The organism is Synergistaceae bacterium (genome assembly GCA_017443945.1).
GTDB lineage: Bacteria > Synergistota > Synergistia > Synergistales > Aminobacteriaceae > JAFUXM01.
In genome coordinates this window covers 1-26,001 of record JAFSXS010000039.1, presented here as the reverse complement: position 1 = coordinate 26,001, position 26,001 = coordinate 1, and the positions used below count along the sequence as shown (strand labels likewise).

Genomic DNA, 26,001 nt, shown 5'->3' with positions numbered 1-26,001 from the left:
CTTAGCTGGAATCATAGCTATTACACTTGAATATCTGTAAAAAGTTTTTCATGTTTGCGACTCAAATTATATTCGCGCGATAAAATTAACTGCACTTAGCTGGAATTATAGCTATTACACTTGAATATCTGTAAAAAGTTTTTCATGTTTGCGACTCAAATTATATTCGCGCGATAAAATTAACTGCATAGTAATAAATCAAGTTTGTTACGTAATATTTATTGCGATAAAAAATTTTTCTGCCTCGTGAGAACTTATTATCACTGTGAAAATTTAACTTTTTTGTAGTTGCAAATGTAGTTGTAAAATATTCTTTTCGGAAAATAATGAATCTTGACGAAAAAATTATATCACAAAATTTTTCAGCATATTACAGCATTGTTAAATTTAATTCTGCAAAATAAAATTAGCTCAATAAAATATTTTAACGAAGGGAATGACAAATTATATTCAGATCTTCACGAATAATGCTGCCTGATGTAAAAGATTTATCAAAATGGGCGGTAATAGCCTGCGATCAATTCACTTCACAGCCCGACTACTGGGACAACGTGAAAGAAATCGCCGGTGACTCTCCTTCTGCATATAATCTGATTCTGCCTGAAGCACTCTTAAATGACTCAGGCCCGGACAAAATCGCACAAATAAATTCTGCAATGGAAGATTATTTACGCAAAGAATTATTTACGTTATACAGAAATTCATATATTTATGTCGAGCGCAAATTAATTGACGGTTCAACAAGGCGCGGAATTGTTGGTGTCATCGATCTCGAAGAATATGACTACAAGCCCGGCTCAACTTCTTTAATACGTGCAACAGAACAGACAGTAACAGAACGAATCCCCCCGCGCAAAAAAGTCCGCGAAAATGCCCCGATTGAATTATCTCACGTTATATTATTATGCGACGACGAACAGAAAAATTTAATCGAGCCTCTAACTATCACGAAACACAGCATGAAAAAATTGTACGACTTCGATTTAATGCTCGGAGGCGGAAATATTAAAGGCTGGCTAGTCAACGGAGATCACGCGCGGGCATTCAACACGAGAATGTCAGCATACATAAAGCGCAAGAGACAGGAATTATCGCTAATTTTCGCAGTAGGAGACGGCAATCACTCACTAGCGGCGGCCAAAGCATGTTACGAGTCAATAAATGACAGAATGCACCCTTCACGTTATGCAATGGTAGAACTCGAAAATATTCATGATGACGCGCTGAAATTTGAGCCCATTCACAGACTCGTAAAAAATTTTAATCCCGTTGAATTAATTGACTCGATTAATAGCGAAATCTGCACGCAAAATATAAAAGATTCTTGGCCGATAAATTTTTATTCAGGCGATAAGAACGGGACAATTTACATAAATAAATCTCTGGGTGCATCGCCGTTAATTGTCCTGCAAAAATATTTAGACTCTAAAGATTTCGAGATTGATTACATTCACGATATAGAGGCGCTCAAGAAATTATCAAGCGAGTCAAATAATACCGGTTTCGAGCTCCCTCCGTTTGATGAGAAGGCAAAAAGCGAATTTTTCCGGGTAATTTCTGAGTCTGGGGTCTTGCCGCGAAAAACTTTCTCGATGGGTCATGCGCAGGAAAAAAGATATTATCTTGAGGCGAGGCGCATTAAATGATAAAAATTTTTGCGGATCTTGCATTACTGTATTGCGCGTTTTTCTGGGGGGTTAGCTTTGTCAGCATGAAAATTTTAGTGAGCTTTTATCCGACCTGCTGGCTGTTGTTCATCAGATTTGCGTCTGCGTCCGTAATGGTGTACATATTTTTTCATAAGCGCATAAATAAATCATTCACAAAAGTTTTTAAAGACGGCTTCATACTAGGGGCATTATTATTTTTTGCGCTGATGACTCAAACTGTCGGGCTGAACTATATCGGCGGGGGGCGGTCTGCGTTTATTTCGGCAATTTACGTGTTAATGGTGCCGCTTATGATATGGGCAATGAGAAAAATTTTCCCCGGCTGGCTCACGATTTGGGCGGCTGTCTTGTGTGTTGCCGGAATGTATTTATTAATGGGAGAAGAAAATATTTCAGGCTCGTATTATATCGGCGATTTATTGACTATTTTGTGCGCGTTTACATTTGCGATTCAAGTTATATCTATAAGCAGTTACACGAAAGAATGCGACCCCGTTGTATTAAGTTTTGCAGAATTTATAACGCTGTCGGGACTCGCTTTTGTGTGTTCATTAATATTCGAGACAAGGACGGAGCTAATAAATATTGAGAGTCTGCCGGAAATGATATTTACTGCAACATTTTGCACGTTCGGATGTTATATGCTTCAGATTTGCGCGCAGAAATACGCAGAACCGAGTCACGCAACTATTATAATGAGTCTTGAGTCAGTTTTCGGCCTAGTCAGCAGTATTATTTTTCTGGGCGAGTCTATCACGTTCAGGGCGTTAATAGGCTGCATATTAATTTTTACGGCTGTGATGGTCTCCGAGCTTGAACCGTTTTTGAGGCTCAAGAGGTGAAAATTTTTTGACGGCGTTTCTTAGAAATACAAATTGGCTGCTAATTTTTTCGCTCGTAATAGGCTCTTCTGTCCTTGCTGTGTTGGGAGATTCTGTCGGCTCTAAGTACGGAAAAAAACGCATTTCACTTTTCGGACTCAGACCCAAGCACACAAGCAGATTAATAACGGCCTTGACTGGTGCATTAATAGCGGTCGGGATTCTCACAATAACGTCTGCAATTTCACGTGATGTCCGGACGGCTTTATTCGGCATGAAATTATTGCGTCAAGAGATGTATAAATTACAATTTCAATTATCGCAGAGTGAAAACAACGCCGAACAAATGAGAGCTAATCTCGCAGAAGCATCCGCAAGTTTGGATTTAACCGGCTTTGAACTCGACACAATAAGAAATGAAACAGTCATACTCGAACAGCAGAAAAAAGAATTAGAAGCCTCATTACGAGTCATGCGCGAAGAATCAGAGAGTCTCAAACGCGAAATAAAATCTCTCAAGAGTGAAACTGTTGCGATAAATGCAAATTTTTTACTCGGCCAGACAGCTTTTGAACCCGGTTTAACTCCTGATGAAATAATTGCCGGCCTGAATCAATTAAAACGTGAAGTCAGACTTGAAGCTCTCGAAAAAATTTCTAATCAGTCATTCAGCAATCTTAGAGACGTTCAACTTGAATTTGACTCGGAGGAAGAAGCAAAATTAATTATTTCCCTCGCAAGCTCTGACATTCGGCAATATGTGCGCGCGTTATCTGCTGAAAATTACACGATCGGTGAGAACTCAAAACTTTTAGTACGCTATGAGACAGGAACAAGCATAATTATTTACCCTGAAGGCACGCCCGTTTACAGAAAATTTTTCATGAACGACCGAGCGAACTCAAGCACTACAGCTGAAGGAATATTACACACTTTTTTGCGAGAACTCAAGAATAACGCCATCAAAAACGGAATTTTGCCGGAACCTTCAACAAACAATGTCGGGACTCTTGACGGGGAATTATTTTTTGCGGCTGTCGATACTTTGAGCAGGATAACCGGCCCGGTGATTATTAACGCAATCGCATCGCAGGACATTTACACAGAAGGTCCAGTCATAATTAATATTTTATTCGAGGAGTAAAATTTTATGACTCACGTAATAATTTATACAGACGGAGGAGCGTCCCCTAATCCCGGACTCGGAGGCTGGGCAGCTGTGTTATATTCGCCTGAACACGGTAAAACGCGCGAAATTTACGGTGCTGAACCCGACACAACTAATAACAGAATGGAATTAACTGCGGCAATTATGGCATTGAAAACTTTAAAATTTCCCTGTGAAGTCGATTTGCACACTGACTCGGCTTATTTGCAGAACGCATTTGTCAAAGGCTGGCTACGAAATTGGCAGCGTAAAAATTGGCGTACATCAACGGGCGGTGAAGTCTTGAATCAAGATTTATGGCAGGAATTAATTTCACTCACTAAGACTCATAAAGTTAACTGGCACTGGGTGAAGGGGCATTCAGACGACGAAATTAATAACAGGTGCGACGAACTTGTCAGGCTTGCGCGCGATGAATTTATTTGATATTTTATTACACTTTTTATGGCCTGTGAGCTGTCCTATTTGTGAGCGTCCGGGCGTTTTTATCTGCGATTCATGCATTGAGTCGCTTTTCTGGGAGGAGTCAATTACTAGAGAACTTGAAAATTTGATTGTTTATTCGGCTGCTTATTATCACACTGACATAGATAAAATTATTCTCGCGTTCAAATATTCCGGTTTAAAATCTTTATGCCGTCCGATCGGGCGTGTAATGGGAAAATTTTTGCGTCGTCCTGAAGAAATTGATTATTTGCTGCCCGTTCCCTTGCATATTAACAGCACAAGAAAATATAATCAGGCTTACGAAATTGCGCGGGGCTTAGGCGATTCTTGGGGGATAAAAGTTTTTCAGGCGGCTTCATGGTCCCGCGAGATTCCGACTCGTGCAGGGATGAACGCTCAAGAGAGACAGAAACTCGCGAAAGATTCATTTATAATTACAAGCGGCATAAAAAATTTAAGAATTGCTCTTGTTGATGATGTCTGCACGACGGGAATAACTTTAATGAGGCTCGCGGAAGTTTGCAGGGATTCGGGCGCAAAAGTTGATTACGCTTATACACTCGCGACAGTGAGCGGAATATAAATTTTTAGGGGGAAATAAAATTTTGCAATCGCCTTCAATGATAAAACATGCAGTAAAGATGATGGCCGGGACATTATTAAGCCGGATATTAGGACTCGCGCGTGAAATTCTTGTAGCTGCATATTTCGGAGCAACACGCAGCATGGACGCATTTAATGTAGCATATACACTTTCAAATTTGGCCAGACAATTATTAGCAGAAGGTGCATTATCAGCGGCATTTGTTCCGGTATTTTCGCAGGCATTGACAAAGAGTCGTGAAAAGGCTCTTGCGCTCGCACGTGGAACAATGACAGTTTTATTATTTGCCGCAAGTTTTGTAGTAATTCTCGGAGTTGTCGGCGCGCCTTGGCTGGTAAATATAATGGCTCCCGGTTTTGATGAAGCAAATCACGCATTAGCAACTGGTTTGACTCGCTGGATGTTCCCATTTTTGATATTTATCTCGCTGGAAGCTCTTACAATGGGCGAACTTAACAGCATGGGATCATTTTTTATTCCGGCGTTGTCTCCTGCGTGTAGTAATTTAGTATTTATTATTACAGCACCATTTTTCGCGGGATATTTCGGGGTTTACGGACTTGCGCTTTCAGTTTTGTGCGGAGGATTTGCGCATTTTTTGACTCAATGGTTATGGGGATTCAGAATGAAAGCTGTATTATATCCGACGAGGCCGAATTTTGCGGATCCTGATTTAAGGCGAATCATGAAATTATTTCTTCCTTATGCTGCCGGACTCTCGTTAAATCAAGTGAATCCCGTTATAAGCCGTATGCTTGGATCTTTCCTGCAAGAAGGAAGTATTTCAGTCTTGAATTATTCGAATAGAATTTTGCAGTTACCATTAGGATTATTTGTTATTGCGATTTCTCAAGCTGTGTTGCCTCAATTATCGCGTGCAAGTAATGACGATGAATTTATCGAGACTCTAAGGCAGGCTATAAGATTCGCGTTATTTGTTGTTTTACCTGCGTCGTTGGGAGTAATTTTAATTTCGCGTGAATTTGTGCATATTGTATTTGTGCGTGGCGAGTTTAATAATTGGGCGTGGTCTGCAACTTCTTCATGTCTTGCTTTGAGTATGCTGGGTTTGCCTGGAATGGCTTGTTCTACGGTTGTAATGCGTGCTTTATATGCGTTGTCAATGCCGCGTGAGGCGTTCAAGGTTACAAGTTTCAGCGTAATATCGACTGCAATTTTTTCGTTGATATTGATTTATCCGATGAGTTATAACGGTCTTGCGCTTGCTCCGGGGATAGCTTTTACGTTGTCGGGTCTGCTGGGGTTATATTATGTGCGCAAAAAGTTAGGTAAATCTTTAGGAATAATTAACGGGAAAATTTTAGCGAAATATGTTGCTGCGTTAATAGTTGCTGCTGTTGTTGTATATGCATATAAATTTTTATGGGCGTATAGTCCTGAGTCAAGATTATTTGTTCGTGCTTTATGGTGCTTAGGCGTGATTGCTTTGTGTGCAGTGAGTTATTTTGCGGCGGCTATAGTGATGAAATTTGAAGAGTGGCATTTATTGAGACAGGCATTTGGGCGCAAGAAATCAAGTGTGCTGCTATAGATAAATTCACTCTTGACGGCAAATTACAGACAGTGTATAAATTTATCAATCATAATACTAATTAAATAAGGAGGCATTCTCGCATGAAAAAGTTTTTACTATTTCTGAGTGTTATATTTGTTGTGTCGTGTGCTTGTGCTGCGTTTGCTGACGATTACTGGAACGATTCTATTTACGCTGCGATCGAGAAACAAGTCAAAGCTAATGTCCCGACATTCCCTAACGTCGATTTTGTAGTAACTGACTCGAAATATTCTGCTCTCGTCTCTGACATGGAAGAAGAATATTTTATCACCGACGGCAAAGAAGGTCATATCAGGAAGACTCAAACCGTTAAAGATTTCACAAAAGCTATTCAGGCAGCTATTGACGACGCTAATAAATCAGGAGGCGGCCGAGTCGTAGTTCCTGCACAAAAAGGAGCTTCACGGGCGAATCCTACCATTTATTACACCGGTTCAATCGAAATCAAGAGTAACGTAAATCTTCATCTTGAAGAAGGCACCGAGCTTCGTTTTGTGCGTAATATCTCGAATAAATATTATCCCGTCGTATTAACAAGTTTTGAGGGCAACGACACTTATAATTATGCGTCTCCAGTTCGGGCATTCCACGCGAAAAATATTGCTCTGACAGGTAAAGGCACGTTAAACCCTCAAGCAGATTTATTTAACTGGCAGGGCTGGAAAAATGGCGTAAACGGTTTCGAGAAGCAATCTAAAGTTGTTGACGTTCTCGTTAAAGAATGGAGCGACAAAGCATACCCCATCGAGAGAAGATTATTAAATGACGGTGTAACTCCTCTTCCTGATAAGATTCCTACAATGGCTATAAACTGGGAAAATATTGAGGAAATTACATATATTGACACTCCTAAAGACGTTACTCCGTTAAGATCTTTGTTGAGGCCATGCACGTTTGAACCTTACGCCTGCGAAAATATTTTAATCGAGGATATTCGCATAATTAATTCGCCAATGTGGGAAGTTCACCCGTTAAGATGCAGAAATATTTTAATTCGCGGACTCGAAATTGACTCTCACGGACATAACAACGACGGCATTAACCCAGAGTCGACTCATTATGTGATAATCGAAAATTGTTCATTCAGCACCGGTGATGACTGCATTGCAATTAAATCAGGCAAGAACAGAGACGGCTATAATCGCGGCAAAGTCGGCGGAGAATCTTGCGGAAATATCATAATCAGAAATTGCGTTTTTGCTGACGGACACGGCGGAGTTACTTGCGGATCTGAATGCACCGGAGGAATCAGCAACGTTTTTGCGCATGATAACCACTTTGACAGCTTAGAATTGCAGCAGGTTTTACGCTTCAAGACTAATTCATACAGAGGCGGGCTCATCGAAAATATTTATTTCCGAAATAATACTGTTGCAGCGTGTTCAAATGCTTTAATGTACGGCGAGACTCAATATACTTTAGGATCAGCGCAGGACAAAGAGGGCGATTTAGGGCCTTATACTCCGCAGTTAAAGGGAGTCTACATGTCAAATATCACAGCAGGAAAACCAGACGCACCCGTTAAAGCAAAGAACGCTATTTTATGGAAGGCCTACGAGCGCGCACCCATGACTAATATCAAGGTCAAAGATGTTACGGTTTACGGAGTCCAGAACGCTATAACTTTATTGAACGTCAAAAATTTCGAGCTTCACAACGTCAAAATTAGTCTTCTCTCGGATCCTGCAAAACTTGTAACCTACAACACAGAAGTAATTAATATCAGTGATGTAAAAATTTCTGCAAACGGTAAGACTTACGATTTACACGAGGGCACGCGAGTCAACATGCCTGACGATTTCGACAAGTCAAAGCACGTTACATTAACAGGAATTATTACAACGAAGGACTCAATTTTTGCAGAGGGTAAAGGCTCAGTAAATGCGTTCTTAGATCGCGGGACTCTTGAACCCGGCAATAAAGCACCTGTTATCACTCCTTTTGCTGCTGAAGTTAAGAAAGCCGGCGAGGATAAATACTCCTTCAGCGTAAATATTTCTCTTGCTGATAAACCCGACTATCAATACGCTTATAGACCCGACACAGAAGCAGATAACATGAACAGAGGCAATCACATTTTGTCAATTGTCGCAACAGGTCAGCCCTACGACCAAAACACTTGGAATTATAACGTAAGGTGCAAAGCGGATTAATGAATTAAAATTTTTATGGCTCTTCGTCAAATGGCGCAAGAGTCATTTTTTATTCGTTGATAGTGTTCACAAAATCATTTAAAATATTTTCACGTCTCTAATATCCTGTACAAAATCGAAAGGAAGAATAAATTAATCATGAGCTTGAAGGATTACGAATTTTGGTTTATCGTAGGAAGCCAATATCTTTACGGCCCTGAAGTTTTGCAGACGGTTGCAGAACGCGCGCAGGAAATGACCGACAAATTAAACGCGTCCGGGAATCTTCCGTGCAAAGTCGTCTACAAGGTTACGGCCAAGACAAACGCAGAAATCACTGACACAATTCGCAACGCAAACCACGACGAAAAATGTGCAGGCATTATTACATGGTGTCATACGTTCAGCCCGTCAAAAATGTGGATTAATGGACTCGTCAGCCTCCAAAAGCCTTGGTGCCACTTCGCAACGCAATATAACCGCGAGATTCCAAATGAAGAAATTGATATGGATTTCATGAATTTGAATCAGGCAGCACACGGAGACAGGGAACACGGTTTTATCGGCGCAAGACTCAGAACTCCCAGAAAAGTTATCGTCGGTTACTGGCAGGACGCAGACGTTCAGAAGAAAATAGGCAAATGGATGAGAGCGGCGGCCGGTGCAATGTTTTCACGAAATCTGAAAGTTATGCGTTTTGGCGATAATATGCGTGAAGTTGCAGTTACTGAAGGCGACAAAGTAGAAGTACAGGCAAAACTCGGCTGGCAGGTTAATACATGGTCAGTCGGTGAACTTGCACAAACAATCAATTCCGTTAAAGACTCTGAAGTCGACGCACTCATGAAAGAATATGAATCGCTTTATGACATCGCAACAGATAATATCGAGTCGATTCGTTATCAGGCACGAGAGGAAATTGCAATGAAAAAAATGCTTGATCGTGAAGGCTGCTGTGCGTTCTCTAACACGTTTGAAAATCTTTACGAAATGAAGCAGTTACCAGGAATAGCGACTCAGCATTTATTAGCCTCTGGTTATGGCTATGGTGCAGAAGGAGACTGGAAGACGGCAGCAATGACAGCAATTATAAAATTTATGACTCAGGGTCAGCAGGGCGGTACAGCATTTATGGAGGATTACACCTATCATCTTGGATCCGACAGCAAATACAGTTTAGGTGCTCACATGCTCGAAGTTTGTCCGTCAATAGCAGCAGCAAAGCCAAGAATCGAAGTACATCATCTCGGAATCGGCGGAAAAGAAGATCCAGCGCGTTTAGTCTTTGAGGGACATAAAGGAAAAGCAATCGTCGTCAGTCTTATTGATATGGGCGGAAGATTAAGACTCATTTGTCAAGATATTGAATGTGTCAAACCTATTATGAGTATGCCAAATTTACCGGTTGCTCGCGTTATGTGGCAGGCAATGCCGAATCTAAAAACGGGCGTTGAATGCTGGATTATTGCAGGCGGTGCACATCATACAGTTTTGAGCTATGACGTTGACGCGGAACAAATGCGGGACTGGGCGCGCATAATGGACATTGAATTTGTACATATCGGCAAGGACACTACGACAGAGAGTCTCGAACACGATTTATTTTTGTCAGATATTGCGTGGAAGCTGAAATAATCATGATGCTGGAAAAATTACGTCAAGAAGTCTATCGCGCAAATATGGAGCTGCCCGAAAAAAATTTAGTCGTCTACACATGGGGCAATGTCTCAGGAATCGACCGCGAGAAAGGTTTAATCGTAATCAAGCCTTCAGGAGTCGAATATGATGACTTAACGCCTGAAAATCTCGTAGTTGTCGACCTGAATAATAATATCGTCGAGGGAGATTTAAACCCTTCATCGGACACAAAGACTCATGTTGAGTTATATAAAACTTTCCCTGAAATCGGCGGAATAGTTCACACCCATAGCCCTCACGCAGTAGGATGGGCACAAGCCGGGCGCGATATTCCGTGTTATGGGACGACTCAGGCAGATTATTTTTACGGCTCTGTACCATGTACTAGAAATTTAACTGCTCAAGAAGTCGACGAGGATTACGAGTTAAACACTGGAAAGGTTATCGCTGAAATTTTCCGTGAAAGAAATTTAGACCCTCTTGCAGTTCCCGGTGTTATTTGCCGTTGTCATGGGCCGTTCACGTGGGGGAAGACTCCGGCAAAAGCAGTTTATCACGCTGTAGTCCTTGAAGAAGTCGCGAAAATGGCAATGTACACAATCACGGTAGACGCTCAAGCAAAACCGGCACCGCAATATGTATTAGACAAGCACTATTTACGCAAGCACGGCCCGAACGCTTATTACGGTCAAGGAAATTAAATTTTGGCGGCTCATTATTGAAAATTTGATTATATTCTCCTCTGATGTGATGAAATTATAATAAAGACTTCAGACTCAGAGGAGAAAATTTTTGTTGATTAGCGTTTGTTCCTAATTGTTATATGTATTATAGGCAGTAAGAATATTAACGGAAATATCCCGGCATTACAGCCTGAACTTGAACCTCTTGGAATATTAGTATCGTCAGAGTCTGTATCTGTATCTTCATCGCCGGCACTTATGGTATTGATAATGTCGCGTCCTGAAAAATTTAATGCAAGTAAAGGCGTTATTAACTGTCTCTGTTCACTTAACGGATCATTAACTGCGCTTACTGGTGTTGCATCAGGACTAATTATTATTGTAGTACGGTCAGACGATGTATATTCAATTGCGCCGTCTATTATTCCATCTTTAGCAAAATCAACCCATATATTTTGAGTGAGAGCGCGTATTCCCTGTCCTTGTGTACTGTTCAGAAAATCAGCCGGAATTAATACGCTTGGAAGATCAAAAACGAATGGGAGCTCGACTTCATGACATGCTAAATATGGATCAGCTGTAGGAATATTCCAGTAATACATGTATGTTTTGCCAGTTCTGGCAGGTGATGAAGCCATTTGTATAGCAGGGACTCTGAAAAGTAATTCATTTATAAATTCTGTATATGCCCAGACCGGTGCAACATCTCCCTGAAGAGTAATGAAATTTTCTGCAGCGTTAACCATTGATTCCCCGTAGTCAGGTATTTGGCTCATTGCGTCGGTGAGCTGATTATAAGCTGAAGCCACGTAATTACTATATACATCAAGACTGCCTATAGCTCCCAAGAAATAACGCGCTTCATCAGCATTAGAGCCGATTAGAATATCATATTTACCTGCGTTTGCTGCAAAAGCTGCGTAAACATCTTCAGATAATGTTATGCCGTCACGCTCCGGGAAATTCAATGCGCCGTCAAGTTTTGCTGCAGCGTTTTGTAGATCTTGCGAAGTAAGAGTCATTAATCCGGTCATGTTTGTTTTTCCTGTCAGTGCGAGAAGTTTTTTTGCAAGTTGTGTCGCGTCCTCTGCTGTATTCTTTCTAGCCATTGACATTGAGACAGAACCGCTTTCTAGTATAGCCCTCTGAAAGAGTCCTTGTGCTTCCGGAATTGTCATTAACAATGAAACTAAAGCCGCTCCGGATGAATGCCCGAACACTGTTATATTATCAGGGTCTCCGCCGAACGCAGCTATATTAGCTTTCAACCATTTAAGACTCTGCAAAACGTCAAGTATTCCTAAATTTCCGCTCTCTGCAAAATTTTCGCCGCCGCTTACCTCAGAAAAATCGATAAATCCCATAATACCAAGTCTATAACCGACAGCCACGACCATAATATCAGGATTATCAGCAGCTAATTTATGTCCGCTCCATTCAGGTCTGCCAGTCCCGTTATATCTGAATGATCCTCCGTGAACCCATACCATAACAGGACGAGGAGCAGCTTTATCATCGCTGGCCTTCCAGACATTGAGATATAGACAGTCTTCATCTTGAGGCATGAGAGAAGCAGGATTATTATCAGACACTATCTGTATCGGCATTGCTGAAAATTTATCGGCGTCAAATATTTCTGTGCTCGCGTCGGGTGCTTGAGGTGCCTTCCATCTAAGAGAGCCCGATGGAGATTTTGCATAAGGAACACCAAGCCACGTAATGACATTATCAGAAGATAAGACCCCGTTAAATGTTCCGTTATTGCAGACCGCAGAAATTTTATCAGCAGCACTGCACGAACCGCACATAATTAACAGCATAATACATACAAAAAATTTCTTCATACAAAAGTTTTCCTTTCTTATAATATAATTCACGAAAAAGTATAATAGCAAATCTTTCAATCTCTTTTCAAGCTCTTTACTATACAAGCTGTCCGATTATGGGAGGCTCATTTTTTTGTGTGTTATGAATCAAATCAGCCATTTACGAAATTGAAATTTATTATAGTTTGTTGTAGCATTTATTTATCTCAATAAATTACATTGCTTCAAAATTTTATATTAATATGGAGGGAAATTTTTTCATGAAGAAAGTATTGTTTCTCACCCTTGCGCTTGTAATGATTATTTGTGTATCGTCAGCAAGTGCAAAAGATGTTGTTATTGCGTTCTCTCAGATTGGCCAAGAGTCAGACTGGCGCACAGCAAACACTGATGATTTACGTTCGGCAATCGAGAATCACCCGGGCTGGAAACTCGTTTATGATGACGGGCAGCAGAAACAGGAGAATCAGATCAAAGCACTCCGCAATTTTATTACTCAAGGCGTAGATTATATTCTCTTCACGGGCGTTGTCTCAACTGGATGGGATGAAGTTCTCAAAGAAGTTAACGAGGCAGAAATACCCCTCCTCCTTGTTGACAGGCTCCCTGACTGCGCAGACAAAATTGACTACGTTGCAGCATTCGGCGGAGATTTCGTCGAGGAAGGAAGAAGACAAGTTGCTTGGGTCGGCGAATATTTGAAGAGTATCGGACGCGGCAATGAAGACGTGAATATCGTCATCATGGAAGGCACAACAGGAGCAAGCGCGCAGACAGGACGCACAGAAGGAAATCTTAAAGCGTTGAAGGAATATCCGCATTTAAAACTTGTCGGCCAGCAGTCAGGAAATTTCACAAGAGCTGAAGGTCAGGCAGTTATGGAGAGCTGGTTAAAGTCAATTCCGAAAATTGATGTTCTTATCGCACAAAATGATGACATGGCACTCGGAGCAATTGACGCAATCAAGGCAGCCGGCAAAGTTCCCGGAAAAGATATTATTATCGTAGGTTGTGACTCAGTAAAGGCAGCTTTTGACGCTATCGTCGCGGGCGAAATGAACTGCACAGTAGAATGCACACCACTTTATGGCGCGTTTGTTGTTCCTACAATTGAGGCTCTTGAGCGCGGAGAAAAATTCAGCAGAACCGTTATTCATCCTGAAGAAGGCGTTTTCGATATGAACGGCGGAATCAATCTCGGCACAGTTACATCAGTTAAGGCCGCTGACGTAATTTCACAGCGCAGATATTAATATAACATTAGGAAGGAATCTATAATCATGAAGAAAAAATTAATCGCGTCAATTCTCGCAGCAACGATGATATTTGCTACAGCTCCCGCAATTTTTGCAGCACCCATTAAAATTGGTATCTCGATTTGGAGCTCAACAGATACGCTCGGCAGTGAGTGCAAAAGAATTATCGACGAAGCAGCAAAGGTTTTAGGCGTTGAGACTCAATGGGTAGATCAGGCTCATATTTCCGAACAGGTAACGGCCAGCGCAGAAACTTTAGCTCTTGCAGGGTGCGACGGAATTATTATCTGCAACAGTGCAAGTGCTGAAATGGGATCGGTAATCAAAACTTGCGATGAGAACGAAGTTTATGTTGCTCAGTTCTTCAGAGTCATTGACAAAGACGCTAACCCCGACGAATACAAACAGGCTTGCGAGTCAAAATATTATGTCGGTGCAGTACATGAGTCAGAGTTCGACAACGGCAAAAATTTAGTTCTCATTCTTGCAGGACAAAAAGGCTGCCGCAAAATCGGTCTTGAAGGCTGGGAACCCGGCGACGCAACATTTTTAGGACGCTGGGCAGGTTATAAGGCCGGAGTCGAGGCTTGGAACGCAGAACATCCTAATGACAAAGTTGTCTTGCTCGATCCTCAATACGGACGCACAACAACTGACACAGGACGCGCAACAGCAGAAGCAATTATCGACGCAAACCCGGATATTGATGCTCTTATCGTTGCAGGCGGCGGCGGTGATACACTTCTCGGAGCAATCGCAGCAATCGAGGCAAAGGGACTCACGGGAAAAATCGCAGTTGTTTCTACAGACTTCCTCCCCGATCTTGACGCGAAATTAAAATCAGGTGCAATGGCAGCAGAATCAGGCGGCCACTATGCAGACCCCTTCTTTGCGTTCTTAATGGTCTATAATGCTGTAAGAGGCAAATACGCGACTAAGACAGACGGTTTTTATGATATGGTCTTCCCGTACATGTATGTTGCTTCACCGGAAGATTACGCGAAATATGCGAAATTCTTCACAGGGAACGCGCTTCCTTACAATGACGAAGAAATCAAGAAACTTGCTGATATGAGCTACGAAGATTTAGCGGCGGCATGTGCAAAACTTTCTGTTGAAGACGCTGCTGCAAGACATTCAAAGTAGGTTTAATTATGAATATTATGAGCTGGTCTATTAATGGCCGGCTCTTTTTTTGTATATAAGGATGTGGATTACATGCAGAATTTCAAGAGTTCAAAACTTTACGGCTTTGCGATTCTGGCGGTAATGGTAATTTTCTTTTACGCAATATTTAAGGTTTTAACGCCGTCAAATTTCGGAAGTCTAGCAAATTTATATTCATATTTTCAGTCGTCGATTATATATTCAGTCGGGGGCTGCGGATTATATTTTATAGTTGTAATGGGATTATTTGATTTCGCTGTAGGTTCAAATATAGTTTTATCGTCAATTATCGGCGTAATCTTGTCCGAAAAATTCGGTTATCCCGGTTTTATTATAGGCTGTATCGGCTGCGGAACTTTAATCGGCGTGATAATCGGAATGCTTTATAACCGCTTAAATGTCCCGTCAATGATTGTTACAGTTGGAATAATGCTCGTGCTTGAAAGTGTTGCAGTTTTTGCGGCAGGAGGAGTCAAGCAGACATTAGCTCCCGAACTAAGATTTTTCTCAGGTGCACCGGGAAATATAATTTTAGCGGCGTTTGCGTTTGCTTTGATGTGGTTCATTCTCAACTATACGAGAATCGGCACATATTGTAACGCTATCGGAAGCAACGAATTTACGGCCAAGAATATGGGAATTAACGTAAAGAAATATAAATTAATCGGGTTCGCGCTTCTTCATTTTTTCGTGGGAATCATGGCGATTCTTACTGTCTCATACGGAACAACAATGACAGCTTTAACAGGCATGTCAACAATGAGCCGCAATTTTCAGCCTTTAATGGGTACATTTTTCGGAGTAGCTTTCAGGAAGTACGGCAATCCCATAAGCGCAATAGTAATCGGAGAATTTATTATCGCAATAATCTTTAACGGTTTTGTCGCACTGGGAGCACCTACGACGATTCAAAATGTTGTTACGGGCGCAGCACTTCTCGTGATTGTAACTCTTACAGCTCGGGGCGGGCGCGGTTCTGTCGTAAAATAGGAGGTGTCAAAAATGGAAGAGAAACGAACTTTACTCAAAGCAGAACATATTGATAAAAGATTCGGGATCACTCATGCTGTTAATCATGTGAGTCTGAAAGTTGCAGCCGGTGAAATAAGAGCCTTAATCGGTGAAAATGGGTCAGGGAAATCAACATTTTGTCAGATGTTGTGCGGAATTTATACGATCGGCGACGGAAATTTTACACTCGACGGCAAAGCTATACGTCCAAAGAATCAAGTTGACGCAAACAAGCGCGGAGTCTCTATAATCGTTCAGGAAATGGGCACGTTATCGGGCTTGACTGTTGCAGAAAATATTTTCTTAGGCCATGAAGACCCATTTATGCACTATGGAATCAAGGACACGCACGCAATGATTCGAGAGGGGCAGAAATTGCTTGATGAATACGGATTCTCGCACATTAAAGCCGGCTCAATGATAGACCATTACAATTTTGAGGACAGAAAACTTGTAGAAATCGTCAAAGCTACATATATGAAACCTAAAATTTTAATCGTTGACGAGACTACAACAGCTCTATCACAAAAAGGGAGACTCGAACTTTATAAAATTATGAACTCAATTAGAGACGACGGCCGGAGCGTTATATTTATAAGTCATGATTTAGGCGAGATTCTTATGCACTGCGACACAATAACAATTTTGCGTGACGGCGAATATATTGACACAGTAAATGCTAATGACGTGAACGAGGACGATTTAAAGCGGCTCATGGTCGGACGTGAAATCGGGTCAGCTTATTATCGCACTGATTACGGCAAAAAAATTTCTGATGATGTAGTGTTAAGCGTCAAAGATGTTACAGTGCCCGGGCAGCTTCAAGACATCAGCTTTGATCTTCATCGCGGAGAAATTCTCGGTTTCGGCGGTTTGTCAGAGTGCGGAATGCATGAGGTCGGCAAAGCAGTTTTCGGCGCGTCTTTTGACAGGGAAGGCAGCGTTAAACTCTCTGACGGCACAGAAATTAACGATATTCCTTCAGCAATCAAGCATTCAATCGCTTACGCCTCTAAGGACAGGGACAACGAGTCTATAATTCTTAACGAGAGCATAAGAAATAATATAGTTTTGCCCTCACTTGATGATTTAGCACACAAGTATTTATTAAGCTCCAGAAAGTTAAATAAATTTGCTCGTGAACACGCCGAGAAAATGCAGACCAAGATGCAGGGGATTCATCAATTTATTTCGGATCTTTCCGGCGGCAACAAACAAAAAGTAGTCCTCGCGCGCTGGATCGGCAAGGGCAGTGATATATTAGTTCTTGACTCGCCGACACGAGGAATCGACGTAAAAGTTAAGCAGGCAATTTACGCGCTCATGCAGGAATTAACCGCGCAGGGAAAATCTATAATCATGATAAGTGAAGAAATCCCGGAGCTTCTTGGAATGTCCGACAGAATATTAATCATGAAGGACGGCAAAATTAACGGTGAATTTATGCGCTCTGAGACCCTCTCAGAAGAAGACTTAATTGCAAAAATGGTTTAGGGCAGGTGAATATTATGGCAGATAAAAACGATCTTCAACAATCAAAAATTTCTGAATTTCTCAACAGTGATACATTCAAAGGCTTATTACCGTTTATAGGGCTTGTTGTGATTCTCGTTGTGATGTACTGGCTGACCGGCGGGAAAATTATGCAGCCTAAACGACTCAGACTACTTTTATCGCAGGTCTATTATCCCATGATAGTTGCGACGGGAGTATTTTTTGTTATGACTCTGGGTTCGATTGACTTCACGGAAGGTTCGACTCTGGGTGTTGCTTCTATTGTTGTATCAATGCTTTCATTTTACAGCATACCTCTTGCAATTGCCGGGGGAATCTTAACGGGAGCTGCTATCGGTGCGGTTAATGGATTCTTTCACGTCAAATTCAGGCTGCAAAGTTTTATAGTTACAATTTGTACGATGTATTTATTCAGGGGTGTATGCGCTTATCTCACAACCGAGACGGCTATACCTGCATCAGCGGCAATAAAAGCACTCGACAGCGATAATTTGAAGATTTCTATAACCGTTGCAGTGTTAGTGATAGCGTTTTTCCTGTTCAAGTTCACAAGAATCGGCAATGACGTAAAAGCAGTAGGATCAGGAGAGACGGCCGCGAGATTTTCAGGTGTACGCACTGACAGAGTGAAATTTTTTGCATTTGTTGCGGCAGGAGCTTTAACGGGGCTTGCTGCGTTCGTGAATGTAATCAAAGTAGGTTCTATCACAGCTACAGCAGGAAATCAATTAGAGACTCAAATTTTAATTTCTCTTGTTCTCGGCGGACTTCCCATAACCGGAGGCGCAAAAGTGAGATTCTCTAATATAATTGTCGGCACATTAATGTATACGGTCTTGAATAATGGCTTAGTTATGCTTGGATTCGAGTCAGCGACTCAGCAGTTAATAAAGGGTATAGTTTTCTTAATTTTCGTAGCTCTGACCATTGACCGTAAAGCCCTGAAAGTTATTAAATAAGGAGTGAATCAAATTGCCGGGGAAAAATATTCTTGAGATGAACGGAATCACGATACAATTTCCGGGAGTGAAGGCTCTTGACGGCGTTAATTTTTCTTTGCGAGAGGGGGAAATTCATTCGTTATTAGGCGAAAACGGCGCAGGAAAATCGACTCTGATTAAATGCTTGACCGGCGTTAATAAAATGGACTCCGGACAAATTATACTTGACGGCCAAGAGATTCACCCGACAGGCCCGGGAAATGCTATCGAGTTAGGAATATCGGCAGTCTTCCAAGAAATAAATTTATGTCCAAATTTGAGCGTTGCAGAAAATATTTTTGTCGGCCGCCAGCCCATGAAGCACGGACAAATTAACTGGTCGGAAATAAATAAACGTGCAGAAGAATTAATGTCGCGCTTTCACTTGGATATTGACGTAACCCGCCCGCTTTCGTATTACTCTACTGCGATTCAGCAAATGACCTCGATAGCTAGAGCAGTTGACATTCAAGCAAAAATTTTGATTCTTGACGAGCCTACAAGCTCATTAGACGAGAACGAAGTACAATTATTATTCAGTGTCATGCGCGAACTTAAAGAGTCAGGAATGGGAATAATATTTATCACTCACTTTCTTGACCAGATCTACGCCGTATCAGATCGAATGACAATTTTGCGAAACGGTCATTTAATCGGCACATATAATATTAATGAGCTGGGAAAATTTGAGCTTGTTACAAAAATGGTCGGGAAAGATATGGACGTTATATTTAGTCTCAAGCGTGCAGAAGTTCCAGAGGGCGCAGACATAGTTTTAAAGGCTGAACACATCGGAGACTCGCAGATAAATGATATTTCTCTTGACCTCAAAAAGGGTGAGCTTGTCGGGTTTGCAGGTTTGCTCGGCAGCGGAAGAACTGAGACCGCAGAAATGTTATTCGGCGCAGAAAAAATTTCAACCGGTGATATTTTCATTGACGGCCATAAAGTAGAAATAAAGCAGCCATTTGACGCAATAAAATCTGAAATCGCATTTTGTCCCGAAGACCGCAAACGAGACGGCATTATCGGAGATCTATCAATCCGAGAAAATATTATGTTAGCTGTACAGTCGCGAAAAGGTTTTATGCACCCTATGACGCGTCAGGAACAGGAAGATTTAGCAAATAAATATATTGCCATGCTTGGAATCGCCACGCCCGACTGTGAGAAAAACGCCGGGGAATTATCCGGAGGCAATCAACAGAAAGTTATATTAGCGCGATGGATGGCAGCAAACCCGAAAATTTTGATTCTTGACGAACCTACGCGCGGAATCGATATCGGAGCAAAGGCAGAAATACAGCGTTTAATGCTTGAAATGTGCCGTGATGGCGTGTCATTAATATTTATAAGCTCGGAACTTGATGAGATAATCCGCTGCTCAAATAGAATTATTATCATGAGGGACCGCGAAAAAGTTGCGGAAGTTGACGGCTCTTCATGCACACAGCAGGATATTTTACGAATCATTGCAGAGGGGGCAGCGTAAAAAAATGTCTAGCAAAAAATTAGATATTTCCGGTTTAATGCAGTCAAAAGTTACGTGGGCAGTAATTGCAGAGGCTTTAATTTTGCTGGTCTGCTTTATAATCCGTCCTGATTTCTTCAGTATAAGTTATCAGCCTTCAACGGGTATGCTTTACGGGAGCTTAATTGACATCGTGAATCGTTCAGCAGAAATTACAATTATTTCAATGGGAATGACTCTTGTTATTGCGCTTGGCGGTACTGATTTATCGGTCGGCGCTCTTGTTGCTGTTGCGGGGGCTATTGCGTTGAAATTTTTGCGCTGGGACGTTCTTACATACACGACTCCGGGAGATTATACAGTTTATCCGTATATTTTAGTGCTTGGAGTGCCTTTGATTGTATGCGCTCTAATGGGACTCTTTAACGGCTTTCTTGTCTCAAAAGGTGGAATGCAGCCGATAATCGCGACTTTAATATTAATGGTCTGCGGGCGGGGTATTGCGCAGATTTTGACTGACGGCAAGCAATTTACTACAGGATATTCACCATTTAGAATTATAGGCCAGGGAAGTTTTTTATGTCTGCCAATGCCGATAATTATCACGATTATAGTAGTTGTTGCTGTAGCATTATTCACGAGAAAAACTGCTTTCGGCGCGTTCGTTGAGTCAGTCGGCGTTAATCCTAGTGCGAGCAGATTATCAGGCATAAAAGCGAATCAAGTAATATTAATTGTCTTCATGATAACGGGTTTATTGTCAGGGATTGCGGGATTAATTTATTCGAGCCGTATAATGTCAAATGACTCGAACAATGCCGGATTAAATTTCGAGATGGACGCGATTTTAGCAGTTGTTATCGGCGGGACGAACATGGCCGGCGGGAGATTCAGTCTTGCAGGTACAGTAATAGGCTCGCTGATAATTCGCACGATTGTAACATTTGTATATTATTTCGGGATTGTTGCAGAAGCTACTATGGCATTCAAGGCGTTAATAATTGCTGTAGTTATCGTCTTACAGTCTGAACCTGTGCGGAGATATTTTGCGAAACGTGCTGCAATTCGTAAAGGAGGCGCGAAATAATGACTAACAGACAAAGTTTTTGGAGCAGAATCACGAATCCTAAATATATAATGGTCTATGCAACAATCGGGATATTTCTTGTGATTTATGCTTTCGGAGCGTTTCTTTACGGTGATAAGGGCTTCTTGACTGTCAGAACGTTTGTAAATTTATTTATTGACAATGCATATTTCGGAATTTCAGCTGTCGGCATGACAATGGTATTAATTACGGGCGGGATTGATTTATCAGTCGGTGCTGTAGCGTCATTGACGGGAATGTTTATCGCTTACGGGACGACAGTTTTGCACCTTCACCCGCTTGTATGTATTGCAGCTGCTTTAGTAATGGGCGTAGGACTCGGCGTGATAATGGGCTGGGTAATTCATTATTTGAACGTTCCGCCGTTTATTACGACATTGACGGGAATGTTTTTAGCGCGCGGGGTGTGTTCGTTGATAAGCCGTGAGTCAATTGATATAAGACACCCGATGATTGACGCTCTTGCAGGCTGGAAAATTTATTTGATGAAATTTGCTGACGGAAACTGGGTCAGGATAAAGCCCATAGCATTTATAAATTTCAACGTGATATTATTTCTCGTGATGATATTAATCGGAGCTTTTATCTTGCAGCGGACTCGATTCGGGCGGAATATTTACGCAATCGGAGGCAATGAACAATCAGCGGCGTTAATGGGTCTTCCCGTCGGACGTACTAAAGTTTTAGTTTATGGCTTTAACGGGTTATGCTCAGTGCTTGCGGGAATAAGTTACGCTCTCTACGTTAAAAGCGGCTGGAATCTTTCACTGCAGGGCGGAGAACTTGAAGTAATTACATGCGCGGTCATAGGCGGTACACTTTTAACCGGCGGAGTTGGTTACATGGCCGGGACTCTTTTCGGTGTGCTGCTGAAATCTATAATTCCTGCTTTGATTACGTTTAACGGGAATCTTTTATCATGGTGGGGAAAAATTGCGACAGGTTTATTATTGCTGCTGTTTATTTGCATTCAGAGAGTGATAACTACTTCGGCAAGTAAACGATAAAATTTTTAAGCAGGCCATTTCGTGAAGTGTAATAATGCGGGCTGGCTTGCTTGTTTTATTATTGAAGAAATTTCCATTTACGTGTGGAAGCTCATGACAATAATTAAACTTTCCTGCCGGGTAAATTTTTATATTGACTCTGCGAAAAGTGCACATAAAAACTAACAAGGGTTGTGCTATAATAATTTCGAGAAATTAATTAATTACACGTGGCTAGAAGCTGGGAACTTCTTTCCGCCCTTGTCTTATGCTGTAAATTATACCATAAGGCAGGCGAGCGGGGGGTCATGTGTAAAATTTTTATTCAGGAGGTTTGCAAGTTATGAGTCAGAAAAAGTTTTTTGCGCTCGTGTTTGCCTTGATGCTGCTGTTTGCGGGCTTTGTAAGTGCAGGCTGCGGCGGAAGCGGAGGAATGCCTAGTAATAGTGATGTACCTGATACGCCGGGAAATCCTGATGTCCCTATTTCAGGATACTACACAGTGATATTTGATTCTAACGGAGGCAGCGATGTCGAGAGTCAAATTATTAAAGAAGGCGATAAAGCAGCTGAACCCGTTACGCCCTCAAAAGATGATAATTTATTTATAGGCTGGTACACTGCGCAGGGATTCTCGTTCACATTCGATTTCGATACTGTAATATCACAAGATTTAACGCTTTATGCAAAGTGGCTTGACATGAACGATACTACAGATTCAGACGGCGACGGGCTTATTGATTCACTTGAAATAACGTTTGGGACAGATATTTATAATCCTGACACAGATAATGACGGCCTGACTGATTATGACGAACTTCACTGGCTGAATTATAACCCGCTTGTACAAGACACAAACGGTAATGGAATTAATGACGGGGACGAAGACGTAGACGGCGACGGCTTAACAAATCTCCAAGAAGCTAATCTGCATACAAATATGATTTTAATTGATACAGATAATGACACTTTAACAGATTATGAAGAAGTCATTACATATAAAACCGACCCGCTTAAACCTGATACCGACGGCGATGAAGTTGACGATGCTACAGAAATTGCTATAGGATCAGATCCGTTAAAAGCTGAGACAAATTTTACGACAAAAAATGAAATAAATTTAACGTCAGAACATCCGGATACAGCAAATATTTCTGTTGTTATGACATCTTCAGCAGATGCCGCCGGGACTCTTGTAATTAAAAGAGTAAATCATTTCGATAATCCTTTAATATCGCAATTAACGCCCGGATATTTAAATACTGCTTATGACATTAGCGCAGACGCAAAATTTTCAAGTGCAGCATTAACATTTACTCTCGGCAGCGAACTCGGCACTATAGGCGAAAATTTCCAGCCAGCAATTTATTATTTGAATCCTGAAACAGGTTTGCTCGAATATCTCGAAGGCCAGCGAATCGAAAACGGTCAAATTATTGCGGAAATATCACATTTTTCGACATATATTTTGCTGAATAAAATTTCATTTGACTTAGTATGGAGCAATGACATAAAGCCGCCTTTATCAGGATCAGAAGACAGCCAAGATCTAACGCTTGATATTGCCTTTGTTATTGATAATTCTGCAAGTATGGGGTGGAATGATGAAGAGAAAATTGTAATAGAGCTCGTAAGAAATTTTACGGAAAAACTTAGAGACGGTAAAGACAAGGCAGCAATTGTCAAATTTGACACTTATTCTGAAGTGTTATCCGGCCTGACAAGTAATAAAGCTGTTCTGCTTAATGCACTTAATAATATAACTTATGACGGAAGAGCAGCTGATGGAAGAGCGACTTGCGGCACAGCTGGACTCTTTGACGGAGTTAATATATTGTCAACATCTTCAACAGCTGATTATAAATATGTGATTTTTCTTACTGATGGAGAAGACAACAAAAGCTCTTCATACACATATGACGAAATAATAAATATTGCCTCCAATGACAAAATAATTATTTACACGATAGGTGTAGGCAATGTCTCACAAAGCACCCTGGAGAAAATTGCGTCACAAACAGGCGGAAAATATTATTATGCTTCTAATGCGTCAGGCCTTAATGATATTTTCGACAACATAGAGAGTAATACTATTGATATGACGACGGACTCCAACAATGACGGCATAACGGATTATTATACTAATTTGATGAACAGCGGCAAATTATGCTTGTCAAATGGGACTCCGATATTTGCGGGCGTTCTTGATATGTTCAGTTCAGCTGATGCAGACTGGGACAAGGACGGACTCAAAAATGGCGAGGAAATCGAGATAAAGGCAAAATCTGACGGAACCGTATATATTCATATGAAATCTAATCCGTTATTATGGGACAGTGATTTTGACGGCTATAATGATTACGTCGAAGTTAAGACAATGCATACAGACCCGTTGAAATTTACGTCAGACGGTGCAGATAAAATCAAGCAGCTTCAGAATGATAATACTTTCCCGGCTGAATATCTTGACTTCTCGAAACAAGATCACGGCCTTATACTATTCTTGTTCGGCTGGAAAAGAAACGAATGGGCAAAACATGAAATAATTGACTATTTCTATAAATATAGGACTTCAGACGAAGAATTATCAGCAAATGAATATAGTCATGGAGTCTATAATTTTTTCAGTACGATGGCAAATATCAACGAGGCAGCCGCCAGTGTTGTAGGTGCATTAAATGCTGTTCAGGGTTTATATGCGGACGCTTCACAACTTAATCCTGCAATTCAGGCCGAGACAGAAGTACAAGAATCACTCTTGAGACTCGAAAAAGCAGACTCTACTTCAGAAACGGAGAGACTTGCACTCACATCGGCAAGAAAATACGATCTCGACAATCTAAACAGGTGGAGCAAGCAAAACGCTGACGGTACATTCAAAATAGATAATATCAAAAATGAGCTATTCAAAACTGCAAATTGGCTGTCAGATAAAGCTGATTTTGCAAATACATTTAAGGACATCATAACAGAAACTGAAGGTGCATTTACAGTAATCAATAAGTTTGCGCAGGGGACGACTTTAACTGCACTGGCCTCAAAAACTTTATTGAATATCAAACCCGTTCATAATCTCGCAGTAAAAGCAGCAGGAAAAATTAATCTTCCAGTCCCTTCATCAAAAGCGTTGATTCTCACGAGCGATTTAAGCGTTGCAGAAACTGCCAGAAAAATAGGCTACGGATTCACAATTGTTGTAGATGTTTTCAATACAGCAAAAGATTTCTGGGGAGTCTTTGCGACTTACAGCCAAATAGCAGATAATTATGCAGAGTTCGTAAAATATGTAGATCTGCTCGAATACATTAGCAAAAATAATAATTATCCTGATTATGTGCGTGAGGCAGCTGTCGGACTCTATGAAACTTTTGCAGATACAGATAATCCAAACTGGCAGAGGCTTAATACTGCAGTGTTAGAGTCTTTAACGAATGAACTTACGATGGACGCTTTTACTCTCGCATTTGACGCAATTGTAGGTGCGGCGGCTCTCACAAATCCTGTTACAGCTGTTGCATACGGTGTGTATCAGGTCGTAAGGGCTTTGGCAAATCTTGCTGGATTCGATAACAAGGCACAGGCTATCGTAAAATCTCACATTTTTTATGCAATCGCCGAAGGAAGCTCTAAATTATTGAATGATGTAATTCAATTTACCGGCTCTAATTATTTCGAGTATGAGGAGGAGTCAGAAGAGATTTATATAAAATATGCTGTTCTATTATGCCAAGCTAGAATTTTAGGACTCGAAACAGTAAAAGATTTTCTCGTTAATGGGACTTTCCTTGATTGGCTGATTAATATATTTGGCTGGTCCATTAATGACGGGACAAAACAAATTTATGATAATGCCATTAATTTAGTTAAGAATACAGCTGTTTACTTTGATTGGAGTCTTCCGAAGAAAATCGAGGAATAAAATTTTTCTGTCAAGTCAGCCAT

20 protein-coding genes are annotated in these 26,001 nt (G+C 41.2%); 19 read left to right on the top strand and 1 reads right to left on the bottom strand.

Annotation, left to right across the window (positions count from 1 at the left end):
* Positions 1 to 467: 467 nt before the first annotated feature.
* From IJT21_04170 to IJT21_04130, 9 genes are all read left to right on the top strand, one after another.
* Positions 468 to 1,646 (top strand): DUF1015 domain-containing protein, encoded by a 1,179-nt coding sequence (locus IJT21_04170; GenBank protein MBQ7577449.1) that lies wholly within the window; start codon positions 468 to 470, stop codon positions 1,644 to 1,646.
* Positions 1,643 to 2,512: a DMT family transporter gene (locus IJT21_04165; protein MBQ7577448.1), complete on the top strand. Its 870-nt coding sequence runs from the start codon at positions 1,643 to 1,645 to the stop codon at positions 2,510 to 2,512. Before IJT21_04170 ends, IJT21_04165 begins: the two co-directional genes overlap by 4 nt.
* Before the next feature lie 7 nt (positions 2,513 to 2,519).
* Positions 2,520 to 3,635: a DUF3084 domain-containing protein gene (locus IJT21_04160; protein ID MBQ7577447.1), complete on the top strand. Its 1,116-nt coding sequence runs from the start codon at positions 2,520 to 2,522 to the stop codon at positions 3,633 to 3,635.
* 6 nt (positions 3,636 to 3,641) lie between these two features.
* Positions 3,642 to 4,085 (top strand): ribonuclease HI, encoded by a 444-nt coding sequence (gene rnhA / locus IJT21_04155; GenBank protein ID MBQ7577446.1) that lies wholly within the window; start codon positions 3,642 to 3,644, stop codon positions 4,083 to 4,085.
* On the top strand, positions 4,054 to 4,689 hold the full coding sequence (locus IJT21_04150) for a ComF family protein (GenBank protein ID MBQ7577445.1): 636 nt from the start codon (positions 4,054 to 4,056) through the stop codon (positions 4,687 to 4,689). Before rnhA ends, IJT21_04150 begins: the two co-directional genes overlap by 32 nt.
* Positions 4,690 to 4,726: 37 nt before the next feature.
* Positions 4,727 to 6,262, top strand: coding sequence for a murein biosynthesis integral membrane protein MurJ (gene murJ / locus IJT21_04145; GenBank protein ID MBQ7577444.1), 1,536 nt, complete (start codon positions 4,727 to 4,729; stop codon positions 6,260 to 6,262).
* Positions 6,263 to 6,345: 83 nt separating this feature from the next.
* Positions 6,346 to 8,439, top strand: a complete 2,094-nt coding sequence (locus IJT21_04140) for a glycoside hydrolase family 28 protein (protein MBQ7577443.1) — start codon at positions 6,346 to 6,348, stop codon at positions 8,437 to 8,439.
* Positions 8,440 to 8,574: 135 nt separating this feature from the next.
* Complete coding sequence (araA, locus tag IJT21_04135; protein MBQ7577442.1) at positions 8,575 to 10,053, top strand: L-arabinose isomerase; 1,479 nt, start codon at positions 8,575 to 8,577, stop codon at positions 10,051 to 10,053.
* Between the two features lie 8 nt (positions 10,054 to 10,061).
* On the top strand, positions 10,062 to 10,757 hold the full coding sequence (locus IJT21_04130; GenBank protein MBQ7577441.1) for an L-ribulose-5-phosphate 4-epimerase: 696 nt from the start codon (positions 10,062 to 10,064) through the stop codon (positions 10,755 to 10,757).
* A gap of 98 nt (positions 10,758 to 10,855) precedes the next feature.
* Here IJT21_04130 and IJT21_04125 read toward each other — a convergent pair whose 3' ends face one another.
* A complete protein-coding gene (locus tag IJT21_04125) occupies positions 10,856 to 12,583 on the bottom strand; it encodes a carboxylesterase family protein (GenBank protein MBQ7577440.1) in 1,728 nt (575 codons plus the stop codon).
* 242 nt (positions 12,584 to 12,825) lie between these two features.
* On the opposite strand from IJT21_04125, the gene IJT21_04120 reads away from it, so the two are divergent.
* The 10 genes from IJT21_04120 (at position 12,826) to IJT21_04075 (ending at position 25,978) form a co-directional block, all read left to right on the top strand.
* Complete coding sequence (locus IJT21_04120; GenBank protein ID MBQ7577439.1) at positions 12,826 to 13,818, top strand: ABC transporter substrate-binding protein; 993 nt, start codon at positions 12,826 to 12,828, stop codon at positions 13,816 to 13,818.
* Between the two features lie 27 nt (positions 13,819 to 13,845).
* A complete protein-coding gene (locus tag IJT21_04115) occupies positions 13,846 to 14,967 on the top strand; it encodes a sugar ABC transporter substrate-binding protein (GenBank protein ID MBQ7577438.1) in 1,122 nt (373 codons plus the stop codon).
* 72 nt (positions 14,968 to 15,039) lie between these two features.
* A complete protein-coding gene (locus IJT21_04110; GenBank protein ID MBQ7577437.1) occupies positions 15,040 to 15,978 on the top strand; it encodes a hypothetical protein in 939 nt (312 codons plus the stop codon).
* A 12-nt stretch (positions 15,979 to 15,990) separates the two neighbouring features.
* Positions 15,991 to 17,493, top strand: a complete 1,503-nt coding sequence (locus IJT21_04105) for a sugar ABC transporter ATP-binding protein (protein ID MBQ7577436.1) — start codon at positions 15,991 to 15,993, stop codon at positions 17,491 to 17,493.
* A gap of 14 nt (positions 17,494 to 17,507) precedes the next feature.
* On the top strand, positions 17,508 to 18,473 hold the full coding sequence (locus IJT21_04100) for an ABC transporter permease (protein MBQ7577435.1): 966 nt from the start codon (positions 17,508 to 17,510) through the stop codon (positions 18,471 to 18,473).
* Between the two features lie 13 nt (positions 18,474 to 18,486).
* Positions 18,487 to 19,986 (top strand): sugar ABC transporter ATP-binding protein, encoded by a 1,500-nt coding sequence (locus tag IJT21_04095; protein MBQ7577434.1) that lies wholly within the window; start codon positions 18,487 to 18,489, stop codon positions 19,984 to 19,986.
* 4 nt (positions 19,987 to 19,990) lie between these two features.
* Positions 19,991 to 21,052, top strand: coding sequence for an ABC transporter permease (locus IJT21_04090; protein MBQ7577433.1), 1,062 nt, complete (start codon positions 19,991 to 19,993; stop codon positions 21,050 to 21,052).
* Positions 21,052 to 22,080 (top strand): hypothetical protein, encoded by a 1,029-nt coding sequence (locus IJT21_04085; GenBank protein ID MBQ7577432.1) that lies wholly within the window; start codon positions 21,052 to 21,054, stop codon positions 22,078 to 22,080. The genes IJT21_04090 and IJT21_04085 overlap by 1 nt, the downstream gene beginning before the upstream one ends.
* A gap of 21 nt (positions 22,081 to 22,101) precedes the next feature.
* Positions 22,102 to 22,245: a hypothetical protein gene (locus tag IJT21_04080; protein MBQ7577431.1), complete on the top strand. Its 144-nt coding sequence runs from the start codon at positions 22,102 to 22,104 to the stop codon at positions 22,243 to 22,245.
* Between the two features lie 157 nt (positions 22,246 to 22,402).
* Positions 22,403 to 25,978 carry a VWA domain-containing protein gene (locus IJT21_04075; GenBank protein MBQ7577430.1) on the top strand — a complete coding sequence of 1,192 codons (3,576 nt, stop codon included), beginning with the start codon at positions 22,403 to 22,405 and terminating at the stop codon, positions 25,976 to 25,978.
* Positions 25,979 to 26,001 lie beyond the last annotated feature (23 nt).